General features: G+C 62.1%; 4 protein-coding genes. 1 reads left to right on the forward strand and 3 read right to left on the reverse strand.

Annotation, left to right across the window (positions count from 1 at the left end; genetic code table 11):
- Nucleotides 1-34: 34 nt before the first annotated feature.
- From CIK76_RS01355 to CIK76_RS01365, 3 genes are read right to left on the reverse strand one after another with little or no spacing between them, the layout of a single operon-like run.
- Nucleotides 35-1,567 carry a tripartite tricarboxylate transporter permease gene (locus CIK76_RS01355; RefSeq protein ID WP_096283014.1) on the reverse strand — a complete coding sequence of 511 codons (1,533 nt, stop codon included), beginning with the start codon at nt 1,565-1,567 and terminating at the stop codon, nt 35-37.
- Nucleotides 1,568-2,194: a tripartite tricarboxylate transporter TctB family protein gene (locus tag CIK76_RS01360; protein WP_096283015.1), complete on the reverse strand. Its 627-nt coding sequence runs from the start codon at nt 2,192-2,194 to the stop codon at nt 1,568-1,570.
- Nucleotides 2,191-3,174 carry a tripartite tricarboxylate transporter substrate-binding protein gene (locus tag CIK76_RS01365; RefSeq protein WP_096255393.1) on the reverse strand — a complete coding sequence of 328 codons (984 nt, stop codon included), beginning with the start codon at nt 3,172-3,174 and terminating at the stop codon, nt 2,191-2,193. Before CIK76_RS01365 ends, CIK76_RS01360 begins: the two co-directional genes overlap by 4 nt.
- Before the next feature lie 282 nt (nt 3,175-3,456).
- On the opposite strand from CIK76_RS01365, the gene CIK76_RS01375 reads away from it, so the two are divergent.
- A complete protein-coding gene (locus CIK76_RS01375; RefSeq protein WP_176484047.1) occupies nt 3,457-4,293 on the forward strand; it encodes an IS5 family transposase in 837 nt (278 codons plus the stop codon).
- Nucleotides 4,294-4,339 lie beyond the last annotated feature (46 nt).

Raw genomic sequence — 4,339 nt, forward strand, 5'->3', positions numbered from 1 at the left:
CCATGAAATACCGAGGTTAGTTGATGGATCCGGTCTACGAATCCTGCAGGACCATCGCCTCGGAGCGCAGCTTGCGACGGCTCGCCGCATGCTTGACCATGGTCAGCGCCACCGCGGCGATCAGCAGAAGATACATGATGATCGTGGTCGGCGAGGAGACCAGGTAGCCCAGGTCGCCCTCGGACACGGTCAGCGCCCGGCGCAGGGAGGTTTCGGCCAGCGGCCCGAGGATCACGGCGATCAGCACCGGGGCTACCGGGAACTGGTAGCGGCGCATGATGAAGCCGAGGATGCCGATGGCCAGCAGGAACCAAAGGTCGATCACCGAGGAGCTCACCGCATAGACGCCCAGCATGGAGAGCACGGTAATGCCTGCATACAGGTAGTGCCGTGGCACCAGCAGCAGCTTGGCCCAAAGCCCGGCGAATTGCATGTTGATGATCAGCAGCATCACCAATCCCACGAAGAGCGAGGCGAGCAGGGTCCAGACCATGTCGCCCGAGCGCTCGAAGAGCAGCGGGCCTGGCTGCATGCCGTATTGCTGGAACGCGGCGATCATCAGCGCTGCGGTCGCCGAGACCGGAAGCCCCAGGGCCAGCAGGGCGCCCATGGCCATGCCGGCGGTCGCGTTTCCGGCGGCCTCCGGGGCGGCCACGCCGTTGATGGAACCGGTGGTTCCGAACTCCGGATCCTTCCGCTTGGCGGCCAAGCGCTTCTCGGTGCCGTAGGCAAGGAAGGTCGGGATCTCCGCGCCGCCGGCTGGGATGACGCCGAAGGGAACGCCGAAGGCGGTGCCGCGCAGCCAGGCCGGCAGGGCCTTGCGGAAGTCCGCGCCGCTGAGCTTGATCCGGCCGCTGGCCGGGATCCGCAGGGCGCTGGGGTCGCGGTGGATCCGCGAGGCCACATGGATGACTTCACCCAGGGCCAGCAGGCCCACGGTGATGACCACAATGGACAGCCCGTCAAAGAGCTGCGGCAGGCCGCCGGTGAAGCGCACGGAACCGGAGATTCCATCCACCCCGATCAGCGCCAGGACCAGGCCGATGGACAGTGCGCCCAGGCCCTTGATGATCGATTCGGAGACCACCGAGGAGATGGCGACGAAGGCGAAGACGGCCAAGGCGAAGTATTCGGCCGGGCCGAAGGCGGTCGCCAGTTTCACCAGCGAGGGGGCGAAGAACACCACCAGCGTGGTGGCGATCAGCCCGCCGATGAAGGCGCCCATCGCGGCGGTGGCCAAGGCCCGAGCCGCCTGCCCGCTCTTGGCCATCTTGTGGCCCTCGAAGGTGGTGGCGATGGCCGAGGAGGCCCCGGGCGTATTGAGCAGAATTCCGGCCGTGGAATCGCCGAACATCCCGCCGAAGTAGACTCCGGCGAACATGATGAATGCGGCCGTGGGGTCCAGACTGAAGGTGACCGGCAGCAGCAGGGCGACGGCCATCGAGGAGCCAAGGCCCGGCAGCACGCCGACCGCGGTGCCCAGCAAGGCGCCAATGAGCACCCACATGAGGTTCACGAGCGTCAACGCACCGGCGAAACCCGCCATTAAGTGACTGAGCTGATCCATTTAGAGCAAACCTCCTAGGAACCCGGCGGGCAGGCTGAGACCCAACCCGAGGCCGAACGCCAAATAGCTGATCGAGGAAACCATGACGGCGACCCCGATGTCGAAAATCGGGCGGGTGCTGCCCAACGCCTTGCAGATGGCCCAGAACAATCCGGCCGCGGAAATAATCCATCCCAGTACCGGAAGCACGAGGATGAAGCAGGCGATGCCGCCGACGATCCAGGCGATCGTGGCCCAATCCGAGTACAGCCGCACCCGGCCGGTGCGGCGCGGACGGGCTCCGCTGGCACCAAGCACCTCGGTGCGCTGGGTGTCGCCCAATTCGGCCAGCATTTCGGCGGAGAAATCGGGGTTGCCGCTGTCGGTGCCCTGCGGGAAACGGCGGGTGCGCAGCACGGAAAGGCCATGGAGCACCGCCAGCGCGTAGAGCACGATGCAGATGATCCAGGGGAAGAACTGCGGACCGGGTACGGTATCGCCCATGACGTTCATGGAGGCCGTGCCGATGGTCAGCGCGACGGCCAGGGCCAGCAGCAGCGCGGTGACCACCAGCTCGCTGCGGCCCGAGAAGAAACCGGTAATGCGTACGGTGTCTTCGGTGGTTTCTCTGCTCTGGGTGGTGCTCATAGTCCGAGTCCTTCCACGAGATCCGTGGTTGTGGCGATCTCCGTGTCGATGAATGCGTCGAGCTCATCGCCGACCATGTAGCTGTCGGTCCAGTTGTTCCGGGCCACCGCGTCCTTCCACTGCTCCGTGGCATGGAATTCGGCCACAATCTGCTGCAGTTCGGCCTTCTGCTCGGCGGTAATGCCCGGGGCGGCGACGTAGCCGCGCCAATTGGCCATGGCCGCGTCGACCCCGGCCTCCTTGAAGGTCGGCACATCCACGCCGGGCAGGCGCTCTTCGGAGGAGATCGCCAGGGCGCGCAGGCTTCCGGTCTCGATCTGGTCGGAGAGTTCGTTGTAGCCGGAAACGGCCGCGCTGGTGGTGCCCGAAAGCACCGAGGTGATCGCCTCGCCGCCGCCGGAGTAGGGAATGTAATTGACCAGCTGCGGGTCGATGCCCACCTCGCGGGCGGCCATGCCCATCAGCAGGTGGTCGATGCCGCCAAGCGAACCGCCGGCAATGGAGGTTCCTCCCGGGTCTTTCTTCCAGGCTTCGACGAAGTCCTCCAGCGTCTCCAGCTCCGAGTCGCCGGGGACCACGATCACCGCATAGTCATCGGCCAGCCGGGCGATCGGGGTGACGTCTTCCAGCGAGGTGCCCGAATCGGCGAGTTCGATCGCGCCGATCATCACCCCGCCGGTGACCATCAGCATGTCCGAGCGGCCGGTCATCTGCGCGAACTGGCTCAGCCCGATGGTGCCGCCGGCACCGGGGACGTTGACCACCTGCACGTTGTTGCTGATGCCATCGGATTTGATGGCCTGCTGCGCTTCGCGGGCAAAGCCGTCCCAGCCGCCGCCGGGAGAGGCGGGGGCCATGATCACGAGTTTCGCGCGCACCGTGTTCTCGCCGCCCGAGGCGGCCGAGGTCACCAGCGCGAGCGTGGCGATCAGAACGCTGGCGACCAGAAAGGCCACGTTCTTAAAATTGAGTTTGCTCATAGCTATCCGTAGGGTTCGAGTGATGATGGGGATTCCGGCTGCCCGGAAGCGTCTTAGCTACGATCCCATGCAGTGATCCAAACCACTATCGAAAACGTGGTTTGGGTCATAGGTGCCATAAGAAAAATAAAGTTAGAAATCGCGCCAATAGGGAACCAGTCAAGACAGTTGCTATCAATGACAGCGTAATTAAACACATCTAGAGAGTCATTAAAGTCAAAGGCAGGCACGGACAGTGTTAAACATATTTCGACCAAGAAAAAGTCTGACACAGGAAGTCACGTGCCTGCCCTCCCATCATTCCTTATTAAGCCCCTTTGGAGCCAATTCAAGGCACTGATCCCAGAAGTCAAAGACGAGCACCCGTGGGGATGCCACCGCCCACGGATCAGCGACCGGATCATCTTCGAAAAACTCGTCCAAGTACTCGTTCTGGGTGCTTCTTACGAAAAAATCAGTGACTCCTTCTGCTCGGCAACCACCATTCGACGTCGCCGCGACGAATGGATCAATGCCGGAGTCTTCCTAGATCTAGAGCAGATCTGCCTTGAAACCTACGACCGAATCGTTGGGCTGGAACTTGAAGACCTCACCGTTGACGGATGCATCGTCAAAGCACCTTGCGGTGGCGAAGCCGCCGGGAAATCCCCGGTAGACCGCGGTAAACAAGGTACTAAACGCTCACTGCTGACCGACGGGAAAGGTATCCCTCTGGGCTGCGTGATCGCACCAGCTAACCGCCACGATTCACCTTTGTTGCGCCCCACGTTGGAACGTCTTTCACGCTTCGCCTACTTTCTTCCAGAGCGGATCACCGTGCATCTGGATGCTGGCTACGACAGCCAGAAAACCCGTGACCTGCTCGATGAGCTGGGGTGCGGCTACATCATCAGTACCAAAGGTGAACCGCTGCAGGCTGGGGCGCGATGGGTGGTAGAACGAACCAACTCCTGGCACAACCGTGGGTTCAAGAAACTGTCCATCTGCACTGAACGTACCGCACGGGTCATTGACGCTTTGATCAGTTTCGCGAATAGCATCATCATTCTTCGAAGGTTGATCAAGGAAGCATGGGTGAGTCATCGTTGGGATTCAAGGCCAAAACGAAAGCCTAAATAATCGCGTTGTGCCTATTGGCGGGATTTCTTAGCTTGCTATTTAACCT

The sequence above is a fragment of the Glutamicibacter sp. BW80 genome (assembly GCF_002332385.1).
In the GTDB taxonomy this organism is placed as follows: Bacteria; Actinomycetota; Actinomycetes; order Actinomycetales; family Micrococcaceae; genus Glutamicibacter.

What these genes read in the sequence shown, in the direction of transcription:
- CIK76_RS01355 (WP_096283014.1), bottom strand. Translation starts at nt 1,567, where the DNA reads ATGGATCAGCTCAGTCACTTAATGGCGGGTTTCGCCGGTGCGTTGACG.
- CIK76_RS01360 (WP_096283015.1), bottom strand. Translation starts at nt 2,194, where the DNA reads ATGAGCACCACCCAGAGCAGAGAAACCACCGAAGACACCGTACGCATT.
- CIK76_RS01365 (WP_096255393.1), bottom strand. Translation starts at nt 3,174, where the DNA reads ATGAGCAAACTCAATTTTAAGAACGTGGCCTTTCTGGTCGCCAGCGTT.